Here is a 26,460-nt window from a genome sequence, read left to right on the forward strand (position 1 = left end):
TCGATTGCGCGCGCTCTTCAGCCCCCATTGCCGAGCTTTTGTAAGGCCGACCCGGTGACGCGATAGATCGTCCACTCGTGCATCGGCGCCGCCCCCAGGCTCTTGTAGAAATCGATGGCGCGCTGATTCCAATCGAGCACCGACCATTCGAGCCGACCGCAATTACGCTCGAGCGCGATGCCCGCCAGACGACGCAGCAGCTGCTCGCCAAAACCACGGCCCCGATATGGCTGACGGACATACAAGTCTTCGAGATAGATGCCGGGCTTCGCCAGGAAGGTCGAGAAGTTGTGGAAGTACAGCGCGAAGCCCGCGACTTCGCCGCCCGGCTGCAGTCGCCCCATGATCACTTCGGCCTTCGGCTTCGGACCGAACAGCTGCTCGTGCAACTGCTCTTCGGTGGCCGTCACCTCGTGCAGCAGCCGCTCGAACTCCGCGAGCTCGCGAATCAACTGCAGGATCATCGGCACGTCGGCCGGCGTCGCCGGCTCAATGTGCAGGCTGGTCATGGCTCGCTCCCACCTCGCTTGGAACCCCAGGCATCGTACCTTGCATCATTAAGTGAATCGATATATTTTCGCTGCGCATGCGAGGGTTCGTGTAGCGTTTCGGGTTCATGGATTAAAAGAATTTTGAACGAAGCGGCGGAACGATGAGCGCTGACAACAAATTGCCTTTGAATGCCCTGCGGGCCTTCGAGGCCGTTGCCGCCCATTTGAGCTTCACGGGCGCGGCACAGTCGCTGAACGTCACGACCGCGGCCGTCAGCTCGCACATCAAGTCCCTCGAAGAATTCCTCGAGACTCCACTGTTCGTCCGGCACAGCCGTTCGGTGCGCCTCACGCCACAGGGTGCGCGCTTGCTGCCTGGCGTGCAACGAGGCATGGGCGAGCTGACCCGCGCCGTCGATCAATTGCGCCTCGATCGCAGCAGCGGTCTGCTGAACATCAGTCTGCTCGGCTCGTTCCTGCAGAAATGGCTGCTGCCGCGACTCGGCGATTTCTATCAGAAGCACCCCGAGGTCGACCTGCGCTTCAGCGCCAGTCGCGAGCTGGTCGACTTCATGCAGACGGACTTTCACGCGGCGGTTCGCTATGGTTCGGGCAGCTGGCCGCAACTGCAGGCGGAGAAGATGCTCGACGATTGGGTGTTCCCGGTCGCGAGCCCGGCGCTGCACGCCAAGCTCGGCCCGATTGCGACGTTGGGTGATCTGAACAAGTACCCGCTGCTTCACAGCGCGAGCGAGCCGTGGATGGATTGGCTTCGACGCGTCGGCGGGGACACGACGCGTATCGAGCGGGGCCCGATCCTCGACGACTCCGCCTCGGTGTTAGCGGCGGCAGAACAAGGTCATGGCTTGGTGCTGGCGAGATGGTCGCTGGTCGCGGGCGATCTCGCGTCAGGTCGGTTGGTGCGCCCGTCGACGCAGAGCGTGAGGCAGCACAACTCGTATTACTTCGTCGCACCGGCGCACAACTTCGAAGTGCCGAAAGTGATTCGCTTCCGCGATTGGTTACGCGAAGTCTGCAGCGAATTTCCGCCGCCGGAAGGCGAGAGGCTGGAGCCACAGTAAGAGCGGCCAACACGACCGCTCTCAGCGTGACGCGCCCGCCCGAAGGCGGGGCGCATATCCAAGGAATCTCTTACGCGAGGGTCGGCGTAGCCGAACCGAGCGTACTCTTCACGCGCGCGGGCGCAGCCTGCAGCGCTACCACCGCACTGATCACAATCAAGAACACGGGATATTCCCAACCGCCGCCGGCATTGCTGAATACCCAGCCGTTGCCGATGTGCACCCACAGCGCGCCCAACAGCACCGGAATCAATCCCAACGCAACCCAGCGCGTGCGGTAATTGATCACCAACAACACGCCGCCGACTGTTTCCAACGCGAACACCACATACGCGAGCGCCCCCGGCAAACCGATAGACGCGAAGTACTGCGCTGTGCCGGCGAGCGTGAACGTGAAGAACTTCAGGATCAGACCGTGAGCGATGAACATGAGGCCCAGCGAGATACGTAACAACGCATTGCCGGCCTGTTGCGGACCAGTGAACATGACAACACCTCTTGAATGATGATCGATCGATGAAATCGGGATTTATCTCGAGACGCGCTCAGCGTTCGACGGGCAAATCGTTCTTGACCCAAGCCTCGAAGCCGCCTTCCATCTCGACGACCGGAATGCCGGCCGAAGCCAACTCGACGGCCGCGGCTGCGGCAAGCTTGCAGGTCTGGCTGTAGCAATAAAGAACAGCCGTGCGATCTTTTCGAAGGCCGGCGAGCGTGTGCCACTTGCCTTGAGGCAGGTTGATGGCGCCGGGAATGTGGCCGGCCTGATAGTCGCTGGGCAGCCGGACATCGACGATGACGATGGGCTCGTTCCGGCGCATCTGACCGCTGAGCTCGTACGGGCCGGTGAGAAAAGCCAGCTTCTGGGCGAAAAAATCCCGCGCCTGGAGGGTATCCTGAGTGGACATGACAGCACCTGATTTGGTGGCCGGGCGACGCCCGACCTGATGGGTGCTACGGTAGTCCCAGCGCCGGCGCCGGATCATCGGCCCTGGCGGCATGGGATTTATTCCACGAATCGACGCAATGCAAAACCTCACCGACATCGCCATCTTCGTCAAAGTAGTCGAGCTCTCCAGCTTCACGGCCGCGGCCGAGGCGCTGGAGATGTCGCAGCCCGTGGTCAGCAAGGCCGTCACCCGCCTGGAGGAGAAGCTGGGCGCGCGATTGTTGAATCGCACGACACGCCGGCTCAGCCTCACCGAAGCAGGCGCCGAGTTGTATCGGCGCAGCGGCAGCGCGCTGCGTGAGATCGAGAACGCCGAGCTCGAAGTAGCGCGCTTTCAAACCGAGCCGCGCGGCACGCTGCGCGTTTCCGCACCGATGTCTTTCAGCATCCTGCAGCTCGGCCCGGCAATACAAACATTCATGGAGCGTTATCCGGGCGTGACCGTCGAGCTGAGCCTGGACGATCGTCAAGTCGATCTGGTCGAAGAAGGTTTCGACGTCGCGATCCGCATCGGACGCTTGCGCGATTCAAACTTGATCGCGCGCAAGATCGCGCCCACGCGCCAGGTCATCTGTGCATCGCCCGCGTACCTCGCGAAGCACGGCACACCGGAGCGGCCCGAAGACCTGCTCGAGCACAACTGCATTCTCTATACGCCGCTGAGCACGCCGCGCGAATGGCGCTTCACCGATAGCGACGGTCAGGAACACGTGGTGCCGGTAAACGGGAATCTTCATACCAACAACGGGCTCGTGAACCGTGCAGCGGCCATCGCGGGCGGCGGCATCATCCAGCTACCGACTTTTTATTTGGGCGATCAACTGCGCTCGGGCGAGTTGAAGCCGCTGCTTTGCAAGTTCAGTCCACCGGAGATTGCCGTGCATGCGGTCTATCCGGAGCGGCGCAATCTGATGCCGAAGGTGCGCGCGTTCGTCGATTTCGTCGCGAACACCTTCGGGCCGGAGCCGCCGTGGGAGAAAGGCTGGTCGCTGGAGGACTGACGCCAATAAATACGCCGCTCGAGATCGAGCGGCGTTTTGTTTCGGTCTACCGCTGAATCAGAACTGCTTAGTCGCAGCCACCTTGAAGTAGCGCCCGAGCGGATTGCCGATGAACGGGTCGTAGCTCAGATCCAGCAGCGCCAGCGGCGGATCGCGATCCGTCAGGTTGATCACGGACGCAACGAACGTGGTCTGCGCCGGCAGCTGCAGGCGATACACCAGATCGTGCGTCAGGAACGAGCCGATTTCACGCCGCCCATCCGGCACGCTCGAGCGCACATCCGTTACGCCATCGATGTAACGGGTCGTCCAACGCAAAGCGTGGTTGCCGAGACTGTAATCCAGATATGTCGAGCCGCGCAGTTTGGGCAGGGAGCCGGTGCCTGCGCCGCCACGAGTGCCAGCGTAGTCGTCCTTTTCTTGAATCAGCACACCCTCGACGAACAATGCATCTCGCTCGTACTTCAAGGTGTATGAGCCGTCCGCGCCCACGAGCAACTCGCCGCCCGCCACGCCTTCGAACAGATAGGACAAGCTGGCGTCCAGGCCGGAGATCTTTTCTTCCGGTCCGTTGATCACATCGACGCGAGTACGAATCAGTGCGGCAGCGCTGCAAGCCGTCGGGCTCGTGAACGTGAAGCGAGTCTGCAACGCATCGTAGGCCGCGTCGTTGCAACGGTTCGGATCGCCCGGATTCACGCCAAAGAACGTTGCGACCAGTTCGGTGCCGCCCTCGGTGCCGATCGGATTATCGAAGTTGAACCTCCAGTAATCCAGTGTGGCCTTGAAGTTGCCGGCCTGCACCAGGGTGCCGAAGTTGAACGTATCGGCCTCTTCCGGCTTCAGGTCCGGATTGCCGTAATTGTCATAGGGCTTGTAGCCCCGATTGACGCCCGTGTAGACCAGGGTGGTGCTGAAGCCGTCCAACAATTGGGTCTGCTGCGGACCGCGGAACGTGCTGCCGGCCGAGCCACGGAAGGCCAGCCAATCGAGCGCCTGCCAACGCATCGATATCTTCGGATTGGTGGTGGAGCCGACCAGGCCGCCGTAGTCCTCGTAACGCAACGCGACTTGCGCCTGCAGCGACTCGAGCAGCGGCAGATTCACTTCGCCGAACACGCCGAACACATCGCGGCTCAGGTCCTGATTGCGCTGTGGACCGAAGAACGTGAATACACCGAACTGGGTCGTGCAACCCATGTTGCCGTTCACCGGCGTATCGACGCAGGGATTCTGGTCGATGTCGGACCAGAAATTGACGTCGCGCTCGTAACCTTCGTCACGATACTGGCCGCCGGCCGCCCAACCGATGGCGCCACCCGGCAGCGACAACGGCAACTCGCCGTTGAACACCAGATCGACTGCCAGCGTCGAGGAAGTATCCGTCGCGCCGGTGTCCTCGAACATCCAGTCGACCACCGCCGGATCGTTCGCCAGCGCCGGGTTGTAGTTGAGGTTGTTGACTGCGCCGGTCGAGGGATTGCCCGCGAACGCATTCGAGAACGGATTGAAGAACAAACATCCGCCCTGGCCCGCGACGCCGCCGGAACAGTTCGGACCGCCCAGGCCGTTCAACGCGAGTTGCAGACGGTACGCAAGGATGTCGGGCGTATTCACCTCGCGAGTGTTCTCGCTGAAGGTCACAGCCGCATCCCAGCCGATGTCGGGACCGAATTCGCCATTCAGGCCCGCCGACACGCGGAAGCCATCGAACAAACGCTCGTCTTTCTTACCCTCACCCGTGAGCGGATTGCCGCCGTTGCCCAAAGGACGCCACTGCAGGCCGCTCGCGACCACGAAGCGACGCGCCAACACGTCGCCACGATCATCTGCGCCGAGGAGCGGCAGGATAGCTTGCAAGCCCGGATTGCTGAGCGGAATGATGTAATTCGGTGACAGCAGCCCGGTGGTCCGCGTCGCAGTCAGATTCGCGCCCTGCTGCGGACCGTAGGACGGCGAAGAATTTTCTTCCGGCGCATCGTGAACCGCATACAGCGCTTCCAGGTGGAACGCGGTCTTCTCGCCGATATCCATGTTGAATTCGCTGTAGAGCTGGTAGTGCTCTTCGCGCTCGGCGAGATTGTCGAAAGTGATGTACTGAAAGCGGCAGCCATCCCCAGGGAGAACTTCGAATCCGCCCAGGGCCGTACAACCTGGATCTCGGAACGACCCTGCGGCGTCTACCGTGCCGTCCGGTGCTGTGAACGCTGTGGTGTTGTACTGCCCCGGGTTGCCGAATCCGGAGTAACCACCTTGCGGGTTCACATCGTAGGAGCGCACCGCCCAGTCGCGCTCTGTGGTGTTCAACTCGGAACGATGGCGATAGCCCGCGGCGACCATGACATTCCATGTGTCGGCGCGATGGCCCCATAAGGCATTTGCATGGTAGTCGCCATCGGAGCCATCGATGTAGCTGTATGAAGCATCGAGCGACAGACCTTCGACATTGCTCTTGGTGATGAAGTTGACGACACCCGCGACCGCGTCGGAACCGTACGTCGCGGCGGCGCCGTCTTTCAGTACTTCGATGCGACCGATCGCTGCCATCGGCAACAAGTTGGTGTCGACGCCGCTGCCCGTCGGCGAGCCTGCGATACGACGACCGTTCATCAGCACCAGCGTGCGCACCGCGCCGATACCGCGCAAATTGATGTTGCTGCTACCCGTGGATTGCGCCGAACCGAATTGATTCGACTCGCCGAGCACACCCTGCACGGCGGGAATGGACTTCACCAGGTCCACCATCGTCGGCGAGCCTTGCATCTGCAAATCGTCGGCGGTGAACACGTCGACAGGCAGCGCGGCGTCTTCGGCCGTGCCTTGAATATATGAGCCGGTCACCACGATGACTTCGAGCTCTTCGACGCCAGCCTGTTGCGCCATGACCGCGCCACTGCCGAGCAGGAGCGAGCCTGCCAGCACACCGCGCACACCATCCCGCAACTTCTGATTGATGGCGACGACGTCACGCGACGTGCGGACGCGCCGGACCCACGGGCTACGATTCGACTTCATATTATCCCCCACTACATCCGCGGCCGTGACCCGCCGCCTGGGCGAACACTGCTGGTATGTGTTCTATCGTCAGTCGTTCGCAGCATCCTCGCGAGGCGCACGTTGCATCGCTCGTCGTCGCCGCGAACTTTGTTTGGTGCTTGCCGTGGCGGTCATGACCGCGCTTTGTGAAGCACTCGAACTGTTGTACGTGACAGTGTCAGCGAGGGTCAACGCGCTTAATAAATCATTGCAATGGCGCGCAAGAAATTTGCGAATTCCGACGTGACAATCTGGTTGTGATTCTGTACGTCGGAATCGGCGTCAAAAATGATACAGATCGGTTTCGCTCGTCGAGGCGGTCAAGCGTGAAAGAGCGGCAGACTGACCGTGAAGCGCGCGCCACCCGTCGGCGCGTCACCGATGTTGATTGCGCCACCGTGCGCTTCTACCAGGCTGCGCACGACGGCGAGCCCGAGCCCGGCGCCGCCGGTGCGGCGATTACGAGATGTTTCCAAACGAACGAATGGCTCGAGCAAAGCTTCCCGCTGCTCGATGGGAATGCCGGGACCTTCGTCATCGACCGTGAGCTGCACGGATCGATCGCTTGCAGCCACGTGTACGTGCGCGGCACGCCCGTACTGCAGAGCGTTGTCGATCAGATTTGCTACGACTCGACGCAGCGCCACTCGATCGCCGAGCACGATGGCATCTTGTTGGGCCGTCACCGACTGCAAATGGATCGGCGCTCGCTCCGCGGAACGATCGTCGACTTCGTCTCGCACAACCTGCCTGAATTCGACCAATTCCTCGATGAGCTCGCCGGCGCCGGCTCGACTGGCGAGCAGAGCGTCATCGAGCAGACGAATCATGTCGTCGATATCGGCGACGGCGCGCTCGCGATCCGCCTTGTCGGGAATGTGATCGACACGCAGGCGCAGGCGCGTGGCAAATGTTCGTACATCGTGAGAAATGCCGCCGAGCATTGCCATTCGTGCACGCAGCAGTTGCGCCAGCCGAGCCTGCAAACGATTGAACGCAGCAATCAGCGCGCGAATCTCAGGCGCAGCCGAACGTGTTTCCGCCAGCATCGTCGGCTGACCGGAGAAGTCGAACTGATCGACCGTTGCCGCCAGCCGCGCGAGCGGCCGGGTCTGTCGATGCATGATGATCAACGCCATCAAGCCCGTGAGCGTGCCGACCAGACCGGCAATGAACCCGATCGGCATGCCATACACGTTGGTCGTCGGCCGGTGATAGCCGCGAATCACCAATGTTTCTCCCGTCTTCAAGCGGACGCGCAGCTCCAGATCGGTCGGCGTCATGTAGGAGAACTGCGGCGGCCGCTTGTCATGGCCGGCCGCTGCGTCGAACGTGAGGCTGAACGGTCGTCCGCCAATTTCGTCGAGCGCCTTCTCGAGTAGTTGCGCGCGCAACTCGAAAGGACGGGTCTGCGGCGTTAGCAGCAGCGGTAATGCGCTCACGAGCTGCACGCTGAACTTCGGCGAGCCGACAGCGCGAATGATCAGCAAACGCTCCGTGCTGCCGCTGGCTTGCTCGAGCAGTTGAACGATTGCCGCAATCTGCCGGGGCAACGGCAGTGGCCGTGACTCTCCGTCTTCCCTGGCGGTCGCCATGTAGAAGATGGCCGTCGACGCGATCCAGCCGACGATCAGGCTCAGCACGACGATCAAGCCGAGTCGCGAGGCGAATGTGAGTCGCGTGATCATGCGACATTGCCGACGTGCGCAGTGAACAGGTAGCCACCGTTGCGCACGGTCGTGATCAGCTTGGCAGACGGACTGGCTGTATCGAGCTTGCGTCGCAAGCGGGAGATCTGCATGTCCACCGTCCGGTCGAACGGATCGGCCATGCGCCCGCGCGTCCAACTCAGAATCTGCTCACGGGTCAGCACGCGTCGCGGGTGCTGAATGAAGCACGCAAGCAGATCGAATTCGGCGGCGGTCAACGCGACCGGCGTTCTGTTCTGATCGACCAGCTCGCGCGCATCGAGATCGATGACGAAGCCGCCGAACGAGAAGCGCCGCTCACGCGCGGTCGGCGGCGTCGACGCGCCTCGCCGTAGTAGCGCTCGCACTCTCGCCAACAACTCACGCGGCCCGAAGGGTTTGACGAGATAGTCGTCGGCGCCCATTTCCAGGCCGACGACGCGATCGACTTCGTCGCTCTTCGCCGTGAGCATGAGGATGGGCAAGTTGCTATGGGCCCGCAGGCGGCGACAGATGCTCAAGCCATCTTCGCCCGGCAGCATCAGGTCCAGCACGATCAGATCCGGTCGGCGGCGTGCGAGCACATCATCCATGCCCCGCGCATCCTCGGCTGCGTCGACCTCGAAGCCTTCACGGCGCATGAGATCGGCAACCATCTGCCGGATTTCGGGGTCGTCTTCGACAATGAGTAAGTTGGCGGCGGCTCGCATCCCGCTCTTGTACGGCAGGCCCCTGGCAATTCTCAAGCACGGCGCACGCAGTTACAGACTGTTACACGTCATTGACCAAACGCCAAACAAACTGCAGTACGAAACAGGCACGCTTGAGCGCACTTGGTTGGCACCGGCCTGATCCCCACTTCAGGCCCGCTGCCGCCGGCGGCCAGGGACGGCCGGTCTTTTAACTTTGCGACGCGCCGTTCGGCGTGCCGATGCCCTGCTCGATCGCCGTGGTCAGCGGCTTCATGAAGAACGAGTCCTCTGGCATCAACCTGACGGGAATATCGTGCCGCTTCAGCGCATCGGCCACTACCGGGCCAATCGCTGCGACCTCGGTTTTCTCAAACGCGGCTCGCACCAGTTCTGGCGGGCCGACGTTGAACAGGCGCTCGATTTGCGGGGTGCTGGTGAACGCGATGATGTCCACACTGCCCGCCGCCATCTTTTGCATGAGGTCGCGAACCGCGTCGTCGGCAAGCTTATCGGCGTACACATAAGGGGCGACCGTCCGCACCTGCGCGCCCGCGGATTGCAGGAACTCTATCAGTGGCCGATTGGGTTCAGTGCCATACAACTGCACACCCACTGCGCGACCTTGCAGATTTTCGGCGCGCAGCGAATCGATCACGCCTTGCGTGGTCGGCGACTCTGCTGCGACCTCGGGCTTGAGTCCCAATTCTCGCAAAGCTCGCGCCGGCTTCGGGCCTCGCGTGATCTTTCTCACCGCGCCCAAGCGCTGCACGAACGGATCGCGCAGCGAGGGCTCGTTCTTGTCGATGCAGCTGAGCAAGCGACGCAGACCTTCGCCCGTCAGCAGGATCAAGTCGTCGCAGGAGCCGGCACTGAAAGCGTGCAGCCAATCGAGCACGGGCTTGGGATCGGGCGCATCCAGAATCGCCACGAGCGGACAGCGCAGGACCGTCGCGCCCCGGCGTTCGAGCATTGCAGAGAAGACATCCAGCTCCCGGGTTTCGGGGACCGCGATGGTGCGACCAGTGAGTGTTGCCATTCCTCCTGCTATACCATCAACGGCAGCGCGGAGGCCAGACCTCCGCGGCCTTCGGTGCGAGATCGACCAGGAACATCTCGCCAGACCGCTCGCCATCACGCTGCGCGAACAGCAGCCGATCGCCGGTCGGTGACAGCAACGGCCCGACCTGAAATTGCTCCGCCAGCGCCGGAATCTCTCCGACCTCCACCCAGCGATCGTCGCGCCACTTATATTGATATAGATGCGATCGCTCGGTGCGATGCGCGACCACGATCATGGTGCTGCCATCGCGTGACACTTCCGCTTCATACTCGAACGACGGCGTGTTCACCGGCGGGCCGACGTTTTCGACCTGCCAATTACCGTCGGTCTGACGCGTGGCCATGTAAATGTCACCCTGACCTGCGCCGCCCTCACGAGCGGAGCCGAAGTACAAGCGACCTCGCATGTCCTCACGGGGCAGCAGCTCCGACGTCGACGAATTCACCGGTTCAGGCAAACGCTTCGGCTCACTCCACGCACCGTTGGTCGAGCGCTCGACCATCCAGATGTCGAAGTCCTCATGCTTGGGGTCCTGGCGCGTCGAGATGTAGTACAAGCGACGGCCGTCATAGGTCACGAACGGATCCGCTTCGACCGCGGGCAGCGACTGGGCGAACGATGGGACTTCCGGTTTGCTCCATGCGCCGCGCTCGCATCGGGACACCATGACTCGATACTTGTCGAAGTTGGTGTCGGCGCTGAGGAAGTACATCTCGCGACCGTCGGGCGTGAAGGTTGGCGACGATTCGTAGCCGGACGACGAGATCGCGGGCGGTGTCCAGCGTTTCGGCGTGGCCACTGGTTGCGACCAAGCAATACTGACGACGAAAATGCTGGCGGCTGCCCAGTGAAGGCAGCGGAGAGCGACGATGGATACGATCGACATGCAGATTGTCTCGCTTCTGCGCACGAACGCGCGGATGCCGTTGAAAACCATTGCAGCCAAAGTAAAGCTGGCGCGGAGCACGGTCCGCGAGCGTTTGGTGAAGCTGGAAGAGTCTGGCGTCATTATTGGTTATCACGCTCGTATTGCCGACGCTGATGGCTTGTCCGCGCTGCTGCTGCTGAAACTTTCAAAGACGCCGGCGCCGAAAACTGTGGCTGCCATCACGGGATTGCCAGACGTTCGCCGCTGCTATTCACTGAGTGGCGACATCGATCTTGCGGTCGAGATCGAGGCGCGCGCGACCTCGCAGCTCAACTCGACCCGCGACCACATTGCCACTTTGCCGGACGTGATCGACGTTACCACTTCACTGATTCTCAAACGCGACAAGGATGCCTAGGCAGCAGCGATCGCTTCGATCTCGAGCAACCACTCTTCGTCGTAGATGCCGGTGATGATGATGGTCAGCGCCGGCGCGTGCGTCCCGAGGACCTCCTTGCGCACGGCCGCGTTGGCTGCGCGGTACTGTCGATCGGAGAGAAACACCGTGACTTTGACCAGGTCGGTCAGCTTCATGCCCGCGGCGATGAGTTGGGCTTCGATGTTGCGCCAGACGAGGCGGCACTGATCTTCGAAGCGCTCGGGCACTTTGCCTTCCGCATCGGCGGGAACCTGACCGCTGATGAACAGGAGCTTGCTCGGTCGCTCGACCAGACAAGCCTGCGCGTAAGAGAGGCCGCTGGAGTTGATTGCTCTATTACTCATCGCCGTCGCCGCCATGGAACCCGGAAATACCACTCCACCCAAAATGCTCGCGCACACGTGTCGTCGTTGCATGGATGAAGTTTGCCGTATGTGAACGGGAGTACCGGCCGGCCAATTGACGGCCCCGCCGCCACTTCGGCGGCAATCGATGCGAAAGGCCTGCGCTTTCGCGCGCGGCTTACTGGCGCTGCACTGGAGCTACACAGCGCCCTGACCAGTTCAGCGATCGGCGAGATGGATGTCCAATCCCAGCCGGCCAATGCCCAGCCCGCTCTTCAGCTGCATCGACGGAATCTCATAATCGCCGCCATTCTGCGTGCGATAAGGAATCGGCTCGGCGCTCCATAGCGTATCCAGCCGTTCGCCCAGCTCGGCCCGGGTCCGCAGATAACGAGCCTCGTCCATGCGTCCCGTCCGATAGATCACGAACGACGGCAGTACGTCGAAGCCGGGATAATGGAGCACGCCGTGATTGATCGGGAACAGCAGGTCGTCGATGCGTCCATTGATGCCACGCTCCGCGTAATGCTCGGCCCAGCCTCCAGCGGTCACGATCAGCATCGCACGCTTGCCTTTGAACGTACCTTCGCCGTATCGATCGCCCCATCTGCGATCCGAGTGCTCGCCCACCCCGTAACCAAAACCATAAGCGTACACGCGCTCCACCCAACCCTTGAGGATCGCTGGCATGGTGAACCACCACAGCGGGAACTGAAGAATCACGGCGTCGGCCGCCAATAGCTTCTTCTGCTCGTTCGCGATGTCCGCGGACTGTGCGTTCTCCTCGAAGGCATACTTCGACGCCAGCTCCACTTTCAGAGGCGCGCTCGCGTCTCGATTCAGAAAGTCATCGCCGTCGAGCGCGGCCTTCCAGCCCATCGCGTACAGATCCGACACCAGCACCTCGTGCCCGGAGGCACGCAGATGCGCGACTGCAAAGTCCCGCAGGGCTCCGTTCAAGGAGCGAGGCTCGGGATGCGCATACACCATCAATACTTTCATGAATCACCTGTCGATGCGTTCCGAGGCGCACTGTGCAATGCTCGTCGCCATAGCGGAAATGAATAGTTTTGATACGGGCTATAGCGATGAACAATTTACGCGGCATCGATCTGAATCTGCTGGTGACGTTGGAAACGCTGCTCACCGAACGCAACGTGACGCGCGCAGCGCAGCGGCTGCATTTGAGCCAGCCTTCAGTGAGCGTGCAGCTGCGCAAGCTTCGAGAGTTGTTTGCCGATCCGCTGTTATCTCCCGCCGCCGGCGGGATGATCCCGACAGCCCGTGGTCAGGCGCTGCTTCCCGCCGTGCAGGCTGCTCTGGCCGAAGTCAGAAAGGTTCTGAACAAGAGTCACGTCTTCGATCCGAAGGAGGCGAACGTGATCTGGCAGATCGCCGCCGCGGACTACGCGGAACAGGCGATCCTGCTGCCGCTCTTGCCGAAGCTACGACGTGCAGCACCGCTGTCGAGGGTCGCCGCGCACCAGGCCAGTCACAGTCGAATGTTCAAGCAACTGGAGAACGGCGCCCTCGATGTCGCTCTGCTTGCGATGGAGGCGGCACCCGAGCATCTGCACCGTCAGGTGCTGTATCGGGAACACTATGTGCTGATCGCCCGCAAGAAACATCCCGCCTTCAAACGCAAACTGACGCTCGATCGCTTCTGCGAGCTCGATCATGTGCTCGTCTCGCCGGATGGCGGCGGCTTCCGCGGCGTGACCGACACTGCACTCGAGAGCCGCGGCCGCAAACGTCGCGTCGTGCTGTCCACTCAGCATTTCTTGTTCGTTCCGGAGCTCGTTGCCCAGAGCGATCTGGTTGCGCTGGTTCCCGCACGACTGGTTCGGCAACACACCGAAGAGCTCCTCGTGGTTTCCCCTCCCCTCCCTGTGCCGGGCTACGAAATGGGCATGGTCTGGCACGAGCGCAGCCATGTCGACCCCGCACAACAGTGGCTGCGCGAACAGATCGTTCGCGCGGTCTGATTGCAGCGTCGCTGCAACGTCAATGAGAAAAGCACTGGCTTAGGGTTTCGTCTAAGCCGCGAATGAGGCGATCGCGCGCCACCTGTTGTGAGCCAGTTGGTGGGTTGCGCAACGCCGCTACAGCGCCGCTCAAGAACCGTCGCCTGCTTCCCGATACGCGACTCGATTGAGAGTCCGGTTCATCTACGACCTGGTTTCGCGACGATTTCGTTCAGGAGCATTTATCTCATGCGTTTGCGCGGTTCAATTCTAGCGGTGGCAGTTTGCGCCGCGCTGCCGACGGTCAGCTCGGCAGTGGATTTTCACTACAGCGGCTTCAGCACGGCGGGTTACTCCGAAGTGGACAAAGACGGCGTGCTGTACCGTTCCTCCACCAACAAGGAAGCCATCGATTCTTCGGGCTCGCTGGAATACGACTCGATCCTCGGCGTGCAGGGCACCGTGCGCTTCGATGACCAGTGGTCGGTTACGGCGCAGGGCGTCGTGAAGACTCAGCCCGATGGCGACTTCGGCCCTAGCCTCGACTGGGCGTACGTGAAGTGGCAGCCGCTGTCGAACCTGGCGATCCGCGGCGGTCTGACCCGTCCGCCGACCTTTATGTTCTCCGACTCCGTGTATCTCGGCTATGCCAACACCTGGGCGCGTCCGCCGCTGGAAGTTTACGGCATCAGCCCCGTGTATCAGATGACTGGTGTCGATGCGGTGTGGAGCGTGAACGCCGGCCCGGTGAAAGTCACCGTGCAGCCGTATGCGGGCGTCGGCGAACTGACGCTGCCCATTGCCGCTGGCGGCGACGCCTCCATCGACGTGAAGGATTGGTACGGTCTGGCTGTGAGCGGCGAAATCGGCTCGTTCACCGGCCGCATCGGCTATCACACCAAGACGTATGACGGCGAGATGCGCAGCACGCAGGGGCTGGTCAACGCGATTGCCGGCGCCGGCTATGTCGAGCAGGCGAAGCAAGTGGGCTTCGACGGCAACAAGTCGCCGATCTTCAACCTCGGCCTGCAGTACGACAATGGCAGCACGTTCGTGATTTCCGAGTTCGCCAAGCGCGGCAGCGAGCGCGTTATCGTGCCGGAACTCAGCGGCGCTTACGTGACGGCGGGTCATCGCTTCGGCAGCTTTGCGCCGTATGTGACTTACGCGACGTTGACCGTGGACAGCCCTCGTTCCACGAATCTGATTCCGCGTACTTCGCTCGCCGGCATCGTGCTCGACACCCAGCTCGACAGCCTCGCCGCCGGCACCAGCGATCAGGACAGTTACGCCGTTGGCGTGCGCTACGAACTGCCCGCGTTCGCGTTCCTCAAGGGCGCGGTGTTGAAGGGCCAATTCGATCGCATCAATCCGAAGGACGGCGGCAAGGGTTTCCTGAGCGCCGCACCGGCTGGATTCAGTGACAGCGTCAACATGTACACCCTCACGGCCGACTTCTTGTTCTAAAGGTGAGCCATGCGTAATTCGAAATGGTGCGTGCTCGCCGCCCTGGCGCTCGGCGCCGGCGCTGCGAATGCGGAAGTGGTGGTGATCGTCAATCCGAAAAACGCGGCGGCCAGCCTGAGCGCGGAGCAGGTTTCTGCTCTGTATCTCGGCAACAGCACGACGTTCCCGGACGGCAGCACTGCGGCGCTGGCCGATCAGCCGGAAGCGGCGGGTATTCGCGGTGACTTCTATCAGAAGGCCACCGGTCGCTCGAGCGCGCAGGCGAAAGCCACTTGGGCGCGGCTGACTTTCACGGGCAAAGCGACTCCGCCGAAAGAGCTGAAGAGCGATGCCGAGGTGAAAGCCTGGGTCGCCTCCGATCCGAAGGCGATCGGCTACATCGATTCGAGCGCGGTGGACGGCTCTGTCAAAGCGGTCGCGAAGCTGTAATCGAACGATTGTGAGTTGTTGATGTAAGCGGCCCCGGTGCGACTCAGCGCGCACCGGGGCCGCTTGCTTTCGGATTGAGCATTTTCGGCTCTATTTGCGCAGCGGGCAGCGCCGAAGCGCGCTTTTCAGCGAGATTCATTCCAAGCGGAACTTCATTGGCGCGGGCAGCCTTTCCATTGATGCCATCGACTCCTTTTCACAGTGAGTTTTCGTATGGTTCCAAGCGCCGATGTTCTCGTCGTCAACGACCACCTGCTGGACGCGCAGACCACGCTCGTGGCTTTTGAGCAAGTGGCGCCGCGCGCTCGCGTATTGCACCTGATGGACGGCAGCGAGGCTCTGCACTACCTGTTTTCGACGGGAGTGTTTGCAGGCCGGCCGGCCTGTATGCCGCAGCTGGTGATTCTCAGTCTGGAAATGACCAGTATCGGCGGCTTGTGCGTGCTCGACCTGATGCGGGCCCATCCGCTCACTTGCGCGGTGCCCGTAATACTGGCGAGCATCGAGGGCAACCCGGATATCCATCGACGCTATAACAAATTCGACGCCAACGCGTATCTGACGTTGCCTTGCGACTTCCAGCGTTACTGTGCGGTGATCGAGGCCTGCACCCAACGCTGGCTTCCCTGGGCGCTTCGACCCTACGGAACGGAGTCCGCGCGTTCGCCACGCCCATCTCCAGGCTCACGCTGGCGAAGACCGCAACTACCTCTGCCTGAGATCGCTGGTCACGCTTAACCTATGTTTATAGGCATCTGCGTGCCCTGCACGCGTACGCATAATCTCTGATCTCCAGACGCGCGTAATTCGATACATCTGGCACTACTCAGCCGACTAAATAAAACGGCCTGTCGGATCAGCGGTTAGATAGTGAAGTCATCGCCATGACTGCGCGCATCTTGATTGTGGAAGATGAACTCCTCGTCGCGCTCTCGCTCCGCGAAGCACTCGTCGATGCGGGTTTCGATGTCGACTGCGCTTACCTAGGCAGCACAGTGATCGATGACAGAGTCGGCGTTGAATGGGATGCCGCGCTGGTCGATATGGCATTGCCCGATCGCAACGGCGCGACGGTGGTGCAGCACCTGCTGCATCAGCAGCCGCAGTTGCCTGTGATTCTCACCACGGGACTGGAGACGCCCGAGACCCGCCGTTTCGCCGCGGATCACGAATTGATCATCCTGGCCAAACCGTTCGACGACGCCACGCTGGTCGAATTGTTGAGATCGGTGCTGCTCACCGAAGCGCACGCCTGATCGCTGGCAAGACCAGAGTCGCAAAGACGCTCAACCAGCTAGTTGAGCTTCGACGCCAGGCAACTCGGCGAAAGGATGGCGCGCCCGACTGGATTCGAACCAGTGACCCTCGGCTTCGGAAACCGATACTCTATCCAACTGAGCTACGGGCGCGTGCGGGGACGATTGTAGCAGTCCCGCCGGCGAGCCTCGCCGGCTTATCCCTGGCCGGACAGCGCCGGCGAGCGGGGCGCGAATCATAGCCGGCCTGGGCCGCCAGCCCAAGGCCAGCGGCAGAATCTCCGGCCGATCAGAGAGTTAGCCTGCTGAGTTTATCGGGAGCGGCGACGCCGCTATACTGCGCGCCGTTTTGCCATGTGGCTTTCCCCGCCCTGTAGCCTGTTGTTGGAGCCGAAGTGAGCGCCGAGCACGATAGAAAGTTCTTTGACACCTTCATGCTGGTACTCGGCATTTTGATCGGCATTGCCATCCTTCTATATGTGTTGGCGCGCATCATCGCGTCCGGTACGCAGGAACAGCATGTGATCACCGATCCGGTGAACCAGGCCGTGGTGGCCGAGCGCATTGCGCCGGTGGCCAAGGTTGCGGTCGCGGGCCAGGACAACTCGGCGCTGGCGCCGGTTCAGGCGGCGGCTGCGGAACCGGCCAAGGAGCTGGGTGGCGAGGAAGTGTTCAACATGGCGTGCATGGCCTGCCACGGCGCCGGCGTCGCCGGCGCGCCGAAGATGGGTGACAAGGCTGCCTGGGGCCCGCGTATCGCCAAGGGCGCGGAGACGCTACACAAGCACGCGATCGAAGGCTTCCAGGGCACCGCCGGCTTCATGCCGCCGAAAGGTGGCCGCGCGGACCTGGCCGACAAGTCGATCATCAATGCCGTCGACTACATGGTCGCTGGCTCGAAGTAATCCCGCAGTTCGAGTTGCTGCGCTCGGATGTGCCGAGCGCAGCAATCTCCGCCGGGCCGTCGAGCGCCGGCCAAATCCACACGGCGTCCTGCCGATTCCGCCTCCTTATCGCTCGCCTTGATCGCCGCGAGTGATGCCCACTCTGGTTCGGTGCGCCGGCTGATCGGCGCGATCAAGCTTCCTCAGCATCATCGCCTCGCTGACATGCGCCGTGTCGATGCGCTCGACGTGGGCCAGATCGGCAATTGTGCGCGCCACTTTCAGAACCCGGTGATACGCACGCGCGGAAAAACAGAACTTGTTAGCAGCTTGATCGAGCAGGTTGCGAGCGCGCGCTGTGGGGTTGCACAGCCGTTCGATTTCACGCGTCAAAAGGCGTGCGTTCGCGCATCCCTGCCGAGCGAGCTGAAGCTCACGGACACGAACGACGCGCGCCGATACGGTTGCGGTCGTTTCAGCGTGAGGATCAGGCACACGCAGCGTTTCGTGCGGAACGCGCAGCACCTCGACGTGCAGATCGAGACGATCGATCAGCGGACCTGACAGGCGGTTTCTGTATTTGCGAACTTGCTCGGACGTGCAGTGGCAGATGCCACGCTCGTCACCCAGGTAGCCGCACGGGCAAGGATTCATCGCCGCCACAAATTGAAACGAGGCCGGGAATTCGGCCTGCTGAGCGGCGCGCGAGATGGTGATGACGCCCGTCTCCAGCGGCTCGCGCAGAACTTCGAGCGCCGCGCGCTCGTACTCGGGCAACTCATCCAGGAACAACACGCCGTGATGGGCGAGTGAGATCTCGCCGGGACGCGGCCGCGAGCCGCCGCCGACCAGAGCAACTGAAGACGCAGAGTGGTGGGGCGTGCGGAACGGCCGCGTCCGCCAGCGCGATGTATCGATCGGAAGCCGCGCCACGCTCCGCACGGAAGCCACCTCCAACGCTTCCCCTTCGCTCATTTGCGGCAGCAAGCCTGGCAGCCGTTGCGCGAGCATGCTCTTGCCGGTGCCGGGAGGGCCGATGAAGAGCAGCGAGTGTGCGCCGGCAGCGGCAATTTCCAGAGCGCGCTTGGCGATCTCTTGACCGCGCACCTCGCATAGATCCGCTTCGATGCCAGCGGCACTCTCGGGTGCAGCGCCCGTAATGAAAGACAGCGGCGCTTTGCCGTTGCCGTGAGCAACGACATCGGGAAGGCTGGAGGCAATCGCGATTCGGCATCCCGTGACCAACGCCGCCTCGGCAACGTTCGCACGCGGAACAAAAATGGAATGTTTGTCTCGCGCAGCCGCTACCGCCGCGAGCAGCACGCCCTGCATCGATTGCACTTCGCCGTTGAGCGAGAGCTCGCCATAGAACTCACAATCGCGCAGCGAGTCGGCCGGCAGCTGGTCCGATGCGAGCAGGATGCCGAGCGCAATCGGCAAGTCGTAGCGACCGCCATCTTTCGGAAGGTCCGCCGGTGAAAGGTTCACCGTGACGCGACCTTCCGGCCACGTGAATTTACAGTTGGTGATAGCCGCGCGCACTCGGTCGCGGCTTTCTTTTACAACGGCTTCAGCAAGACCGACGATGGCGAAGCGCGGCAAGCCCGGGCCGAGATCCACCTCGACGCGTACCAGCGGCGCTTCCATTCCATGCTGCGCGCGACTCAAGACAGTCGCCATCGCCATTGCTGGCCCTCCACAAAGAAACGTTTGCTGATTCTTTCAAGAGGGCCGCGCGCTGCGAGCGCGCATATCACGCCGAATCGCCGCTAAATAGCAGCGCGGCGAGCGGGTAAATCGGTTAGGGATTTTTCTTTTCCAACTCGGCGAGGCGGGCTTCGAGCGCCTCGAGTTTCTCGCGGGTCCGGCGCAGCACGCCGGCTTGCACATCGAATTCCTGGCGCGACACCAGATCGAGCTTGCTCAAGCCCGCTTGCAGCACGGCCTTGAAGTTTTCTTCCAGGTCACGGCGCAGCGCCTGCACGCCCGGCGGAACGGCGGCAGCGAGACGACGGGCGAGCTCATCGAGCGAACGAGGGTCCACGGGGCAGACTCCTAACAAAACAGGTCGGGACGGCATTAAGCCTCAAAATCGCCCGTCCGTGGTGGTCGGTCCACGGTTACGGGGCAGTCAGTCCAAGGTTGGCGGCATTTTGCTCCGAGTTGAAGCAAAGCGCCGGAATTTTCGCACCGAGAAAGTGCGCCAGTGCCCCGTTGTCGGCCACGGCGGCGTTGGTTTGCTTGCACGAATTCGTGGCACAGATGATGCATTTCCGATGCGGCGCGCCCGGGAAGCGGGGAATTACTACGACTAGTTTTACTAGTCCCGAGCACGCGCCCATGAACCCGGAGCCGGAATGCAATGAAGCTGATAACCGCGATCATCAAGCCCTTCAAGCTGGATGACGTCCGACAGGCCGTCGCGGATATCGGGGTTCAAGGCATCACGGTCACGGAGGTGCAGGGCTTCGGGCGCCAGCGCGGTCACACCGAGCTGTATCGCGGAGCCGAGTACCGCGTGGATTTTCTGCCGAAGACCAAGATCGAGCTGGCAGTGGACGATTCGATCGCCGAGCAAGTGGTCGAAGCCATCACCAACGTCGCGCGCACGGGAAAAATCGGCGACGGCAAGATTTTCGTCATCGACCTCGCTCAAGCCGTGCGCATCCGCACCGGCGAGACCGGCGTCGAGGCAGTGTGAATCTCTTTGTTTCCAACAGCAGCACCTGGCAGCAACAACGATCTATCTCTTGCGTAGGAGAACGACAGTGAAAAAACCCTTGGCAACGAGCCGCGTGCTCACCTACCTATGGAGTCTCGCGCTCGTCGCGTTCGCGATAGTCGCAGCGCCCGACATGGCGCTCGCGCAAGACGCTCCGGCCGCGGAACCTGCAGCCGCCGTGGCTGCGGAAGCTGCACCGGCCGAAGCTGCTGCTCCAGCGGAAGAAGCAGCCGCTGCGCCGGCCGCGCCGACGTTCGACAAGGGCGATATTTCCTGGGTCATGACCAGCACGCTGCTGGTCATCCTGATGACCATTCCCGGCCTGGCGCTGTTCTACGGCGGCATGGTCCGTTCGAAGAACGTGCTGTCCATATCGATGCAGGTGTTCGTGGTCTTCAGCCTGCTGTCGGTGCTGTGGGCGATCTACGGCTACAGCGTCGCATTCACCGGCGGTAACGCATTCTTCGGCGGCTTCGATCGCATGTTCCTGGCGGGCATGCTGGATGCGGCCGGCAACCTGACGGCGGCAGCGACCTTCAGCAAGGGCGTCTACATTCCCGAGTATCTCTACGCCGCGTTCCAGATGACCTTCGCGGGCATCACGTCGTGTCTGATCGTCGGCGCGTTCGCCGAGCGCATGAAGTTCTCCGCGGTGCTGGCGTTCGTGGTGCTGTGGTTCACTTTCTCCTACCTGCCGGTCGCGCACATGGTTTGGTTCTGGGCCGGTCCGGACGCGTACACCGACGCGGCCGCCGCTGAAGCTGCGACTGCAACCGCGGGCTTCCTCTTCCAGAAAGGCGCGCTCGACTTCGCGGGCGGCACGGTCGTGCACATCAACGCGGGCATCGCCGGCCTGGTCGGCTGCATCCTGGTCGGCAAGCGCAAGGGCTACGGCACCACGGCGATGACGCCGCACAACGTGCCGCTGATCATGATCGGCGCCTCGCTGCTGTGGGTGGGCTGGTTCGGCTTCAACGTCGGCTCGAACCTCGAGTCGAATGCGTTCGCCGCGCAGGTGTTCATCAACACCTTCGTCGCCACCGCCGCCGCGGTCATCGCCTGGACCTTCGCTGAGTGGATCTTCCGCGGCACGCCGACGATGCTCGGTGCGGCTTCGGGTGCGGTGGCCGGCCTGGTCGCCATCACTCCGGCCTGCGGCTGGGTGGGTCCGATGGGCGCGATCGTCATCGGCCTGATCGCCGGTGTGGTCTGCTTGTTCGCGGTCACCAAGTTGAAAGCAGCGCTGGGCTACGACGACTCGCTGGACGTGTTCGGCGTGCACTGCGTCGGCGGCATCCTCGGCGCCATCCTGACCGGCGTATTCAACAGCCCCTCCCTCGGCGGCACCGGCATCTACGACTACGTCGCCGGCACCTGGGGTTACGCGGGCATGGGCAAGCAGGTCATGGCCCAGCTGTGGGGCGTGGGCACGACCATCGTCTGGTCGGGCATCGTGTCCTTCATCGCCTTCAAGATCATCGATGTGGTCATCGGGCTGCGGGTCAGCGACGAAGTCGAGACCGAAGGCCTGGATACGACCGAGCACGGCGAGCGGGGCTACAACCTCTAACGCTGCTTCGTCTGGTTGGCATGGGTGAAAACGGGCGCTACGGCGCCCGTTTTCTTTTGTGCCGTTCTTTCCCTACAAACGTGAACCACTCCTCAGTCCTGCTGCATGACAGGGACTGTCTTAATCCCTCCTCTGGAGTCCTCCTGCTAAACTGCCGGGGCTTTTTACATAGGACTGCGGCGTGAAACTGATAGTCGCCATCATCAAGCCCTTCAAAGTGGACGAGGTGCGGGAGGCGCTATCGGAAGCCGGTGTGGCCGGCGTAACGGTGACGGAGGTCAAAGGCTTCGGGCGTCAGCGCGGGCACACTGAGCTGTACCGTGGCGCCGAGTACGTCGTCGACTTCCTGCCCAAGTGCAAGATCGAAGTGGCGATCGACGACGATCGGGTCGACCAGGTGCTGGAGACCATCGTGCAGGTCGCCAATACCGGCCGGATCGGCGACGGCAAGATCTTCGTGATCCCGCTGGGTCACGCCGTCCGCATTCGCACCGGTGAAACGGACGCCCGGGCCATTTAAGAAAGAGACTGTTTGGAGACTGCCATGCTCAGACCCGTCTTGTTGCTGACCCTGGCCGCGGCTTCGCTGGCCGCCGGCGCCGCGCATGCCGACGTCTACAAGTACCAGGACGAGAAGGGCAACATTCAGTACACCGACAAGCCGCCGTCGTTGCCGGCCGAGCGGCTCAACGTGCAATCCCAGCGCACCGACATCGTCGCCGCCCAGGAGCGCTCGCAAGCAGCCATCAAGGCCAATACCAGCGCGCCGCCGGCAGCGGGCAACTCGCCCGCCGAACAGAAGGCGGCCGCCGCCGCGACCGCTAAGGACAAAGCCGACCGTTGCATCAAGGCGCGCGAGCGTTACGATCAATACATGGCTTCGCAAAGACTGTATGAGGAAGGTAAGGACGGCGAGCGGCGCTATCTGAGCGACGCCGAGCTCGATGCCGCGCGCGCCTCGGCCAAGTCCTCCATGGATGTGCTGTGCCAGTGACCCTGCGAGCTGGATTTGTCGGCCTGGGCGCAATGGGCCTGGGCATGGCCCGCAACCTTCACAAGCAGGGACTGCTGAGCGCCGTATGGAATCGCACGGCTGAAAAGGCCACAGCGCTCGCTCAAGAGACTGGCTGCAAGGCCGTCGGCAAACTCGCCGAGCTCGCACCCCTGTGCGATGTCATAGTGACTTGCGTGTCCGCCGATGCGGATGTGCTCGCAGTGATCGATGAGCTCTTGCCGGTCATCAAGCCGGACACCATCGTCATCGACTGCTCCACGGTCAGCGCCGACACGGCGCGAACCGCTGCTCATCGGCTGCACAAAGCCGGCGCGCAGTTTCTCGATGCGCCCGTCAGCGGGGGCACCGAAGGTGCGCGCGACGGCACGCTCGCTGTTATGGTCGGCGGCGACGAAAAAGCTTTCGAACGCACGCAGCCTGTGTTGCAGGCGATGGGCAAGGCAGTCACGCACTTCGGCGCCAGCGGCTCGGGCCAGGCGGCGAAGGCTACGAACCAGATCATGTGTGCGGGCGTGATTCAGGCGGTCGCCGAAGCCATGGCGTTCGCGAAATCCGAGGACCTGCCGCTCGATCGGCTGATCGACACGCTCGGCAAAGGCGCCGGCTCCAGCTGGTACTTCGTGAATCGAGCGCCGAACATCCTGCGAGACAGCTATCCCGCCGGTTTCCGCGTGAAGCTGCACGAGAAAGATCTGAAAATCTGCCGCGCGATGGCCGCCCGCCACGGCGTGCAGTTGCCCTTGATCGAGATGACGCTGGTTCACTACCGGCGCCTGATCGAGCAAGGTCATGGCGATGAGGACATCTCCACGCTGTTCCGCCTCAAGGATGCGATGTTCGCCGCAGCCCGGGACAGCGACACGCCGCGACACAAACCCTGATTCTCTGCAGTCATGGCGGCGTCCGTCTCCGACTCCCGCGCCACGCCGTCATCGCCGGCCTCCAAGGCGCCAACTTTCTTCCTGCCGGACTTCTGCGCCTCGCCGGCCGTGTTCGTAGTGGTGTTGATCGGCGAGCTGGTGGCGCTGGTGATCGCGCTGGCCCGGCAGGCGTTGCACGACAATTTCTGGATGGACCTCGCCGGCAGCTCGATGTTCCTACTGTGGATCGGGCTCACCTGCTCGGCTGTGCTCTGTCGCTCGCGCGCGTGGCTGCAAACGATGCCGCCGGCGCGTGCGGCCATGATCGCCATCGCCATGCTGGTGCTCACCATCGGCATCGTTTCGGAAGCCGTGTTTCAGGTAGGTCGTATCTGGAGCGGCGACATCGACGGCGCCGGTCCGAGCTTCTTCCCGCGCGAGCATGCCAGCTTCGTGCTCAGAAACGTTGCGGTCGGCTTCATCGTGAGCGCACTGGCGCTGCGATATTTCTATGTCAGCGCCGAGTGGAAGCGCACCATCGAGCTGGAGGCGCTCGCCCGCATCCGCGCTCTGCAAGCACGCATCCGCCCGCACTTCCTGTTCAACAGCATGAACACCATCGCCGCGCTGACCCGTTCCAGTCCGGAGCGCGCCGAGCAGGCGGTGGAAGATCTCGCCGATTTGTTTCGCGCCAGTTTGAGCGATGCCAGCGCCCGCATTTCACTGAAGGACGAGCTGGACATTGCGCGCACCCACCAACGCATCGAGCAGCTGCGCCTGGGCGATCGACTCACGGTGCATTGGGACGTGGATGAGTTGCCGATGCGCGCGCTCGTGCCTAGCCTGATCGTGCAACCGCTGCTCGAAAATGCCGTGTATCACGGCGTCGAAACCTTGCCGCGCGGCGGCGAAGTCTCGATCGTCGGCCGGCGCCACGACGATCAGGTGCACATCGAAGTGCGCAACCCCATCCTGGCCCAGTCCGGCTACGTCAATCGCGAAGGCAACCGGATGGCGCTGGAGAACATCCGGCAGCGCCTGGAGCTGGCCTGGCCCGGCCGCGCCAGGGTCGAGACCGAGCAGCGGGACGGGGAATTTTGCGCCCGGCTGATCTTTCCGTATGCTGGCGAGGATATGGTAAACGGCTAGCCGGGGTCGGGTAACCAACACAGATGCGTCTGTTAATTGTCGATGACGAGTCGCCTGCGCGGGAGCGGTTGCGGCGACTGTTGGAAGAAATCGAAGACTGCGAAGTCGTCGGCGAAGCCGACAACGGCGAGCAGGCACTGGCGACGTGCGGCGAGCTGCGTCCCGACGTCGTGCTGCTCGACGTGCGCATGCCAGGCTTGTCCGGCATTCAGGTGGCGCGGCACATCGATTCGCTGCAAGACCCGCCGGCGGTGATCTTTACCACCGCTTACGATCAATACGCCGTGGAAGCGTTCGAGACCGAAGCGGTCGGGTATCTGCTCAAGCCGGTTCGTAAGGAAAAGCTCGCGCACGCCTTGCGCCACGCGTCGCGCATTTCTCCGAACCGTCTGGTGAAAGTCGCCGAATCGGCCCGGCTCGAACATCGTCGCGAACAGATCTGCGCGCGGCTCGGCGAAACGCTCAAGCTGATCCCGCTGGCGGATATTTATTATTTCAACGCCGATCAGAAGTACGTGACCGTGCGCCACAAGGGCGGCGAGAGCCTGATCGACGAATCGCTCAAGGCGCTGGCGGAAGAGTTCGCACCGGACTTCGTGCGCATCCATCGCAATGCCTTGATTGCGGAGAAATACATCTCCGCCGTGGAGCGCACGGATTCAGGTCAATACGTGGTGCGAGTTCGTGAATGCGGCGACGTGCTGGAAGTGAGCCGGCGCCATGCTTCGGAGCTGCTCCGGCGCATTCGCGGCGAGAGCCACTAACCCCGCTGCTGCCGCAGGCGCATGACGCGCCGGGCGGTCGAATATATCAAGGCGCCGCGACTCACCCACGTCATCAGCCGTTTCGGCCCGATCAACGCGACCACGGCCACGCCGCCAATCAGCACCGCGGGATTTTTCGCCAGCCGTTGCGCGGCGCCGAGGCCTCGATCCAGGCCGCTCAAATGGTGCTCGATCTCGTTCATGGTCGAGCCGAGCTCACGACGCTGCACCGCTGCCCGCAAGCGCAGGTTGGAATGTTTCGCCGCCAGCTGGTTGAAACGTTCGCTCACAAACGGGCCTTGAGCTGGTCCCGATCCTTGGCGAGCTCAGCCAGCGTATCGTCGAGCAATGGCGGCTTGGTCACCAGCTTGTGACGCAGGATCAAGCCTGCCACCACCGCCACCGCAATGAACATTCCGATCATGGCCACCGATGCGGCCAGCCGGTGCGTGTCCCAGAACACGAAGATCACCGCCAGCGCGACCAGGAACAAACCCATCATCGCCGCGAACGCCGCGACGAAGGCCCACAGCAAAATCGCGCCGACCTGGCGCACCTCTTCCTGCAACTCGGTGGTCAGCAGCTCCAGCCGGGTGTGCACGATGGCGACAAAGGTCGCCAGGAAATTGTTGAGCGACTGAAACAGGCCGTGGACCGGTCGCGAAGTTTCCTCCGCGCTCCGGGCGTGGGCGGTGATGTGCGGATCGTGCGTTTCCACGGCCATGGTTGG

30 protein-coding genes and 1 tRNA gene are annotated in these 26,460 nt (G+C 62.4%); 16 read left to right on the forward strand and 15 right to left on the reverse strand.

The annotated features are described in order from the left end of the window. Positions 1-17: 17 nt before the first annotated feature. Positions 18-509, reverse strand: coding sequence for a GNAT family N-acetyltransferase (locus tag EK373_RS03185; protein ID WP_129641290.1), 492 nt, complete (start codon positions 507-509; stop codon positions 18-20). A 143-nt stretch (positions 510-652) separates the two neighbouring features. Here EK373_RS03185 and gcvA point away from each other — a divergent pair, with 143 nt between their 5' ends. Further along, on the forward strand, positions 653-1,573 hold the full coding sequence (gcvA, locus tag EK373_RS03190) for a transcriptional regulator GcvA (RefSeq protein WP_129641291.1): 921 nt from the start codon (positions 653-655) through the stop codon (positions 1,571-1,573). A gap of 70 nt (positions 1,574-1,643) precedes the next feature. Here the strand turns inward: gcvA and EK373_RS03195 are convergent, their stop codons facing one another. Next, positions 1,644-2,060, reverse strand: coding sequence for a DoxX family protein (locus EK373_RS03195; RefSeq protein ID WP_129641292.1), 417 nt, complete (start codon positions 2,058-2,060; stop codon positions 1,644-1,646). 58 nt (positions 2,061-2,118) lie between these two features. After that, on the reverse strand, positions 2,119-2,481 hold the full coding sequence (locus EK373_RS03200; protein ID WP_129641293.1) for a rhodanese-like domain-containing protein: 363 nt from the start codon (positions 2,479-2,481) through the stop codon (positions 2,119-2,121). A 118-nt stretch (positions 2,482-2,599) separates the two neighbouring features. Here EK373_RS03200 and EK373_RS03205 point away from each other — a divergent pair, with 118 nt between their 5' ends. Beyond that, positions 2,600-3,523, forward strand: coding sequence for a LysR family transcriptional regulator (locus EK373_RS03205; protein WP_129641294.1), 924 nt, complete (start codon positions 2,600-2,602; stop codon positions 3,521-3,523). Positions 3,524-3,580: 57 nt separating this feature from the next. Here the strand turns inward: EK373_RS03205 and EK373_RS03210 are convergent, their stop codons facing one another. The 5 genes from EK373_RS03210 to EK373_RS03230 all read right to left on the reverse strand — a co-directional run bounded on the left by EK373_RS03210 (position 3,581) and on the right by EK373_RS03230 (position 10,885). Next, the gene (locus EK373_RS03210; protein ID WP_129641295.1) at positions 3,581-6,538 is read right to left on the reverse strand and encodes a TonB-dependent receptor domain-containing protein; all 2,958 of its coding nucleotides are present in this window, start codon (positions 6,536-6,538) and stop codon (positions 3,581-3,583) included. Positions 6,539-6,879: 341 nt separating this feature from the next. Next, positions 6,880-8,247 carry a sensor histidine kinase gene (locus EK373_RS03215; protein ID WP_198683041.1) on the reverse strand — a complete coding sequence of 456 codons (1,368 nt, stop codon included), beginning with the start codon at positions 8,245-8,247 and terminating at the stop codon, positions 6,880-6,882. Further along, positions 8,244-8,957, reverse strand: a complete 714-nt coding sequence (locus tag EK373_RS03220) for a response regulator (RefSeq protein WP_129641296.1) — start codon at positions 8,955-8,957, stop codon at positions 8,244-8,246. Before EK373_RS03220 ends, EK373_RS03215 begins: the two co-directional genes overlap by 4 nt. Positions 8,958-9,147: 190 nt before the next feature. Beyond that, a complete protein-coding gene (locus EK373_RS03225; protein WP_129641297.1) occupies positions 9,148-9,975 on the reverse strand; it encodes a uroporphyrinogen-III synthase in 828 nt (275 codons plus the stop codon). A gap of 16 nt (positions 9,976-9,991) precedes the next feature. After that, a complete protein-coding gene (locus EK373_RS03230) occupies positions 9,992-10,885 on the reverse strand; it encodes a TolB-like translocation protein (RefSeq protein WP_198683042.1) in 894 nt (297 codons plus the stop codon). On the opposite strand from EK373_RS03230, the gene EK373_RS03235 reads away from it, so the two are divergent. After that, complete coding sequence (locus EK373_RS03235) at positions 10,869-11,285, forward strand: Lrp/AsnC family transcriptional regulator (RefSeq protein WP_129641299.1); 417 nt, start codon at positions 10,869-10,871, stop codon at positions 11,283-11,285. The genes EK373_RS03230 and EK373_RS03235 overlap by 17 nt on opposite strands. Here EK373_RS03235 and EK373_RS03240 read toward each other — a convergent pair. Both EK373_RS03240 and EK373_RS03245 read right to left on the reverse strand, forming a co-directional pair. Next, a complete protein-coding gene (locus EK373_RS03240) occupies positions 11,282-11,650 on the reverse strand; it encodes a RidA family protein (RefSeq protein ID WP_129641300.1) in 369 nt (122 codons plus the stop codon). The genes EK373_RS03235 and EK373_RS03240 overlap by 4 nt on opposite strands. A 219-nt stretch (positions 11,651-11,869) precedes the next feature. After that, positions 11,870-12,652, reverse strand: coding sequence for an NAD(P)H-dependent oxidoreductase (locus tag EK373_RS03245; protein WP_129641301.1), 783 nt, complete (start codon positions 12,650-12,652; stop codon positions 11,870-11,872). A gap of 86 nt (positions 12,653-12,738) precedes the next feature. On the opposite strand from EK373_RS03245, the gene EK373_RS03250 reads away from it, so the two are divergent. The 5 genes from EK373_RS03250 (at position 12,739) to EK373_RS03270 (ending at position 16,766) form a co-directional block, all read left to right on the forward strand. Continuing rightward, positions 12,739-13,635, forward strand: coding sequence for a LysR family transcriptional regulator (locus tag EK373_RS03250; RefSeq protein ID WP_129641302.1), 897 nt, complete (start codon positions 12,739-12,741; stop codon positions 13,633-13,635). A gap of 228 nt (positions 13,636-13,863) precedes the next feature. Next, positions 13,864-15,081 (forward strand): hypothetical protein, encoded by a 1,218-nt coding sequence (locus tag EK373_RS03255; RefSeq protein WP_129641303.1) that lies wholly within the window; start codon positions 13,864-13,866, stop codon positions 15,079-15,081. A 9-nt stretch (positions 15,082-15,090) separates the two neighbouring features. Beyond that, complete coding sequence (locus EK373_RS03260; protein ID WP_129641304.1) at positions 15,091-15,510, forward strand: hypothetical protein; 420 nt, start codon at positions 15,091-15,093, stop codon at positions 15,508-15,510. A 213-nt stretch (positions 15,511-15,723) separates the two neighbouring features. Beyond that, positions 15,724-16,248 carry a response regulator gene (locus EK373_RS03265; protein ID WP_129641305.1) on the forward strand — a complete coding sequence of 175 codons (525 nt, stop codon included), beginning with the start codon at positions 15,724-15,726 and terminating at the stop codon, positions 16,246-16,248. A gap of 146 nt (positions 16,249-16,394) precedes the next feature. Further along, a complete protein-coding gene (locus EK373_RS03270) occupies positions 16,395-16,766 on the forward strand; it encodes a response regulator (protein WP_129641306.1) in 372 nt (123 codons plus the stop codon). A gap of 76 nt (positions 16,767-16,842) precedes the next feature. Here the strand turns inward: EK373_RS03270 and EK373_RS03275 are convergent. Further along, positions 16,843-16,919, reverse strand: a tRNA-Arg gene (locus EK373_RS03275). 242 nt (positions 16,920-17,161) lie between these two features. On the opposite strand from EK373_RS03275, the gene EK373_RS03280 reads away from it, so the two are divergent. Then, entirely contained in the window at positions 17,162-17,671 is a 510-nt protein-coding gene (locus tag EK373_RS03280; protein ID WP_198683043.1) for a c-type cytochrome, read from the forward strand. A 105-nt stretch (positions 17,672-17,776) separates the two neighbouring features. On the opposite strand, the gene EK373_RS03285 is transcribed toward EK373_RS03280, so the two are convergent. Beyond that, positions 17,777-19,336, reverse strand: coding sequence for a YifB family Mg chelatase-like AAA ATPase (locus tag EK373_RS03285; RefSeq protein WP_129641307.1), 1,560 nt, complete (start codon positions 19,334-19,336; stop codon positions 17,777-17,779). A 115-nt stretch (positions 19,337-19,451) separates the two neighbouring features. After that, entirely contained in the window at positions 19,452-19,730 is a 279-nt protein-coding gene (gene ubiK, locus EK373_RS03290) for a ubiquinone biosynthesis accessory factor UbiK (RefSeq protein WP_129641308.1), read from the reverse strand. 282 nt (positions 19,731-20,012) lie between these two features. On the opposite strand from ubiK, the gene EK373_RS03295 reads away from it, so the two are divergent. From EK373_RS03295 to EK373_RS03325, 7 genes are all read left to right on the forward strand, one after another. After that, positions 20,013-20,351: a P-II family nitrogen regulator gene (locus tag EK373_RS03295; protein ID WP_116807584.1), complete on the forward strand. Its 339-nt coding sequence runs from the start codon at positions 20,013-20,015 to the stop codon at positions 20,349-20,351. A gap of 154 nt (positions 20,352-20,505) precedes the next feature. After that, positions 20,506-21,942: an ammonium transporter gene (locus tag EK373_RS03300; RefSeq protein WP_129643296.1), complete on the forward strand. Its 1,437-nt coding sequence runs from the start codon at positions 20,506-20,508 to the stop codon at positions 21,940-21,942. 181 nt (positions 21,943-22,123) lie between these two features. Continuing rightward, complete coding sequence (locus tag EK373_RS03305; protein ID WP_129641309.1) at positions 22,124-22,462, forward strand: P-II family nitrogen regulator; 339 nt, start codon at positions 22,124-22,126, stop codon at positions 22,460-22,462. Between the two features lie 24 nt (positions 22,463-22,486). Continuing rightward, positions 22,487-22,936, forward strand: a complete 450-nt coding sequence (locus EK373_RS03310) for a DUF4124 domain-containing protein (protein WP_129641310.1) — start codon at positions 22,487-22,489, stop codon at positions 22,934-22,936. Beyond that, positions 22,933-23,838, forward strand: a complete 906-nt coding sequence (locus EK373_RS03315; RefSeq protein ID WP_232831006.1) for an NAD(P)-dependent oxidoreductase — start codon at positions 22,933-22,935, stop codon at positions 23,836-23,838. The genes EK373_RS03310 and EK373_RS03315 overlap by 4 nt, the downstream gene beginning before the upstream one ends. A gap of 12 nt (positions 23,839-23,850) precedes the next feature. Beyond that, the gene (locus EK373_RS03320; RefSeq protein ID WP_129641311.1) at positions 23,851-24,966 is read left to right on the forward strand and encodes a sensor histidine kinase; all 1,116 of its coding nucleotides are present in this window, start codon (positions 23,851-23,853) and stop codon (positions 24,964-24,966) included. A gap of 23 nt (positions 24,967-24,989) precedes the next feature. Further along, entirely contained in the window at positions 24,990-25,730 is a 741-nt protein-coding gene (locus EK373_RS03325) for a LytR/AlgR family response regulator transcription factor (protein WP_129641312.1), read from the forward strand. Here EK373_RS03325 and EK373_RS03330 read toward each other — a convergent pair. Both EK373_RS03330 and EK373_RS03335 read right to left on the reverse strand, forming a co-directional pair. Then, positions 25,727-26,020 carry a YqjK family protein gene (locus tag EK373_RS03330; protein ID WP_129641313.1) on the reverse strand — a complete coding sequence of 98 codons (294 nt, stop codon included), beginning with the start codon at positions 26,018-26,020 and terminating at the stop codon, positions 25,727-25,729. The genes EK373_RS03325 and EK373_RS03330 overlap by 4 nt on opposite strands. Beyond that, positions 26,017-26,454 (reverse strand): phage holin family protein, encoded by a 438-nt coding sequence (locus tag EK373_RS03335; protein WP_129641314.1) that lies wholly within the window; start codon positions 26,452-26,454, stop codon positions 26,017-26,019. The genes EK373_RS03330 and EK373_RS03335 overlap by 4 nt, the downstream gene beginning before the upstream one ends. Between the last annotated feature and the right edge of the window lie 6 nt (positions 26,455-26,460).

Origin of the sequence: Peristeroidobacter agariperforans (assembly GCF_004138335.1) — a bacterium.
Taxonomy (GTDB): Bacteria; Pseudomonadota; Gammaproteobacteria; order Steroidobacterales; family Steroidobacteraceae; genus Steroidobacter; species Steroidobacter agariperforans.

Excerpts from the sequence above, each read along its gene's own strand:
- EK373_RS03250 (WP_129641302.1), top strand. The coding sequence starts at position 12,739 with ATGAACAATTTACGCGGCATCGATCTGAATCTGCTGGTGACGTTGGAA.
- EK373_RS03260 (WP_129641304.1), top strand. The coding sequence starts at position 15,091 with ATGCGTAATTCGAAATGGTGCGTGCTCGCCGCCCTGGCGCTCGGCGCC.
- EK373_RS03200 (WP_129641293.1), bottom strand. The coding sequence starts at position 2,481 with ATGTCCACTCAGGATACCCTCCAGGCGCGGGATTTTTTCGCCCAGAAG.
- EK373_RS03225 (WP_129641297.1), bottom strand. The coding sequence starts at position 9,975 with ATGGCAACACTCACTGGTCGCACCATCGCGGTCCCCGAAACCCGGGAG.
- EK373_RS03215 (WP_198683041.1), bottom strand. The coding sequence starts at position 8,247 with ATGATCACGCGACTCACATTCGCCTCGCGACTCGGCTTGATCGTCGTG.
- EK373_RS03300 (WP_129643296.1), top strand. The coding sequence starts at position 20,506 with ATGGCGCTCGCGCAAGACGCTCCGGCCGCGGAACCTGCAGCCGCCGTG.
- EK373_RS03210 (WP_129641295.1), bottom strand. The coding sequence starts at position 6,538 with ATGAAGTCGAATCGTAGCCCGTGGGTCCGGCGCGTCCGCACGTCGCGT.
- EK373_RS03220 (WP_129641296.1), bottom strand. The coding sequence starts at position 8,957 with ATGCGAGCCGCCGCCAACTTACTCATTGTCGAAGACGACCCCGAAATC.
- EK373_RS03205 (WP_129641294.1), top strand. The coding sequence starts at position 2,600 with ATGCAAAACCTCACCGACATCGCCATCTTCGTCAAAGTAGTCGAGCTC.
- EK373_RS03185 (WP_129641290.1), bottom strand. The coding sequence starts at position 509 with ATGACCAGCCTGCACATTGAGCCGGCGACGCCGGCCGACGTGCCGATG.
- EK373_RS03320 (WP_129641311.1), top strand. The coding sequence starts at position 23,851 with ATGGCGGCGTCCGTCTCCGACTCCCGCGCCACGCCGTCATCGCCGGCC.
- ubiK (WP_129641308.1), bottom strand. The coding sequence starts at position 19,730 with ATGCCGTCCCGACCTGTTTTGTTAGGAGTCTGCCCCGTGGACCCTCGT.
- EK373_RS03285 (WP_129641307.1), bottom strand. The coding sequence starts at position 19,336 with ATGGCGATGGCGACTGTCTTGAGTCGCGCGCAGCATGGAATGGAAGCG.
- EK373_RS03235 (WP_129641299.1), top strand. The coding sequence starts at position 10,869 with ATGGATACGATCGACATGCAGATTGTCTCGCTTCTGCGCACGAACGCG.
- EK373_RS03265 (WP_129641305.1), top strand. The coding sequence starts at position 15,724 with ATGGTTCCAAGCGCCGATGTTCTCGTCGTCAACGACCACCTGCTGGAC.
- EK373_RS03230 (WP_198683042.1), bottom strand. The coding sequence starts at position 10,885 with ATGTCGATCGTATCCATCGTCGCTCTCCGCTGCCTTCACTGGGCAGCC.
- EK373_RS03295 (WP_116807584.1), top strand. The coding sequence starts at position 20,013 with ATGAAGCTGATAACCGCGATCATCAAGCCCTTCAAGCTGGATGACGTC.
- EK373_RS03270 (WP_129641306.1), top strand. The coding sequence starts at position 16,395 with ATGACTGCGCGCATCTTGATTGTGGAAGATGAACTCCTCGTCGCGCTC.
- EK373_RS03240 (WP_129641300.1), bottom strand. The coding sequence starts at position 11,650 with ATGAGTAATAGAGCAATCAACTCCAGCGGCCTCTCTTACGCGCAGGCT.
- EK373_RS03245 (WP_129641301.1), bottom strand. The coding sequence starts at position 12,652 with ATGAAAGTATTGATGGTGTATGCGCATCCCGAGCCTCGCTCCTTGAAC.
- EK373_RS03195 (WP_129641292.1), bottom strand. The coding sequence starts at position 2,060 with ATGTTCACTGGTCCGCAACAGGCCGGCAATGCGTTGTTACGTATCTCG.
- EK373_RS03325 (WP_129641312.1), top strand. The coding sequence starts at position 24,990 with ATGCGTCTGTTAATTGTCGATGACGAGTCGCCTGCGCGGGAGCGGTTG.
- EK373_RS03335 (WP_129641314.1), bottom strand. The coding sequence starts at position 26,454 with ATGGCCGTGGAAACGCACGATCCGCACATCACCGCCCACGCCCGGAGC.
- EK373_RS03255 (WP_129641303.1), top strand. The coding sequence starts at position 13,864 with ATGCGTTTGCGCGGTTCAATTCTAGCGGTGGCAGTTTGCGCCGCGCTG.
- gcvA (WP_129641291.1), top strand. The coding sequence starts at position 653 with ATGAGCGCTGACAACAAATTGCCTTTGAATGCCCTGCGGGCCTTCGAG.
- EK373_RS03310 (WP_129641310.1), top strand. The coding sequence starts at position 22,487 with ATGCTCAGACCCGTCTTGTTGCTGACCCTGGCCGCGGCTTCGCTGGCC.